This is a genomic window from Streptomyces sp. NPDC045967 (genome assembly GCF_056430495.1).
Map to the genome: position 1 here is coordinate 1 of NZ_JBWKLE010000048.1, position 2,397 is coordinate 2,397.

General features: G+C 56.4%; 1 rRNA gene. It reads left to right on the forward strand.

Annotation, left to right across the window (positions count from 1 at the left end):
- Positions 1 to 2,366, forward strand: a 23S ribosomal RNA gene (locus AC07FY_RS32980); the annotation flags it as partial.
- Positions 2,367 to 2,397: the final 31 nt, after the last annotated feature.

Sequence of the window (2,397 nt, forward strand, 5' to 3'; positions counted from 1 at the left end):
GAGTTGCACGCTCTAGACCCGAAGCGGAGTGATCTAGCCATGGGCAGGTTGAAGCGGAGGTAAGACTTCGTGGAGGACCGAACCCACCAGGGTTGAAAACCTGGGGGATGACCTGTGGTTAGGGGTGAAAGGCCAATCAAACTCCGTGATAGCTGGTTCTCCCCGAAATGCATTTAGGTGCAGCGTCGTGTGTTTCTTGCCGGAGGTAGAGCACTGGATAGGCGATGGGCCCTACCGGGTTACTGACCTTAGCCAAACTCCGAATGCCGGTAAGTGAGAGCACGGCAGTGAGACTGTGGGGGATAAGCTCCATGGTCGAGAGGGAAACAGCCCAGAGCATCGACTAAGGCCCCTAAGCGTACGCTAAGTGGGAAAGGATGTGGAGTCGCAGAGACAACCAGGAGGTTGGCTTAGAAGCAGCCACCCTTGAAAGAGTGCGTAATAGCTCACTGGTCAAGTGATTCCGCGCCGACAATGTAGCGGGGCTCAAGCGTACCGCCGAAGTCGTGTCATTGCAGCAATAGGGCCAACGCCCGCTGTGATGGGTAGGGGAGCGTCGTGTGCCGGGTGAAGCAGCAGCGGAAGCTAGTTGTGGACGGTTCACGAGTGAGAATGCAGGCATGAGTAGCGATACACACGTGAGAAACGTGTGCGCCGATTGACTAAGGGTTCCTGGGTCAAGCTGATCTGCCCAGGGTAAGTCGGGACCTAAGGCGAGGCCGACAGGCGTAGTCGATGGACAACCGGTTGATATTCCGGTACCCGCTTTGAAACGCCCAATATCGAATCAGGCGATGCTAAGTCCGTGAAGCCGTTCCGGACCCTTCGGGGAAAGGAAAGTGGTGGAGCCGACGAACCAGACTTGTAGTAGGTAAGCGATGGGGTGACGCAGGAAGGTAGTCCAGCCCGGGCGGTGGTTGTCCCGGGGTAAGGGTGTAGGCCGAGGGGTAGGCAAATCCGTCCCTCATATAAGGCTGAGACCTGATGCCGAGCCGATTGTGGTGAAGTGGATGATCCTATGCTGTCGAGAAAAGCCTCTAGCGAGTTTCATGGCGGCCCGTACCCTAAACCGACTCAGGTGGTCAGGTAGAGAATACCGAGGCGTTCGGGTGAACTATGGTTAAGGAACTCGGCAAAATGCCCCCGTAACTTCGGGAGAAGGGGGGCCATCACTGGTGATCGGATTTACTCCGTGAGCTGGGGGTGGCCGCAGAGACCAGCGAGAAGCGACTGTTTACTAAAAACACAGGTCCGTGCGAAGCCGTAAGGCGATGTATACGGACTGACGCCTGCCCGGTGCTGGAACGTTAAGGGGACCGGTTAGTGCGCTTTCGGGCGTGCGAAGCTGAGAACTTAAGCGCCAGTAAACGGCGGTGGTAACTATAACCATCCTAAGGTAGCGAAATTCCTTGTCGGGTAAGTTCCGACCTGCACGAATGGCGTAACGACTTCTCGACTGTCTCAACCATAGGCCCGGTGAAATTGCACTACGAGTAAAGATGCTCGTTTCGCGCAGCAGGACGGAAAGACCCCGGGACCTTTACTATAGTTTGATATTGGTGTTCGGTTCGGCTTGTGTAGGATAGGTGGGAGACTTTGAAGCGGCCACGCCAGTGGTTGTGGAGTCGTCGTTGAAATACCACTCTGGTCGTGCTGGATGTCTAACCTCGGTCCGTGATCCGGATCAGGGACAGTGTCTGATGGGTAGTTTAACTGGGGCGGTTGCCTCCCAAAGAGTAACGGAGGCGCCCAAAGGTTCCCTCAGCCTGGTTGGCAATCAGGTGTTGAGTGTAAGTGCACAAGGGAGCTTGACTGTGAGACCGACGGGTCGAGCAGGGACGAAAGTCGGGACTAGTGATCCGGCGGTGGCTTGTGGAAGCGCCGTCGCTCAACGGATAAAAGGTACCCCGGGGATAACAGGCTGATCTTCCCCAAGAGTCCATATCGACGGGATGGTTTGGCACCTCGATGTCGGCTCGTCGCATCCTGGGGCTGGAGTCGGTCCCAAGGGTTGGGCTGTTCGCCCATTAAAGCGGTACGCGAGCTGGGTTTAGAACGTCGTGAGACAGTTCGGTCCCTATCCGCTGTGCGCGTAGGAATATTGAGAAGGGCTGTCCCTAGTACGAGAGGACCGGGACGGACGAACCTCTGGTGTGCCAGTTGTCCTGCCAAGGGCATGGCTGGTTGGCTACGTTCGGGAGGGATAACCGCTGAAAGCATCTAAGCGGGAAGCCTGCTTCGAGATGAGTATTCCCACCTCCTTGAGAGGGTAAGGCTCCCAGTAGACGACTGGGTTGATAGGCCAGATGTGGAAGCCCGGTAACGGGTGAAGCTGACTGGTACTAATAGGCCGAGGGCTTGTCCTCAGTTGCTCGCGTCCACTGTGTTAGTTCTGAA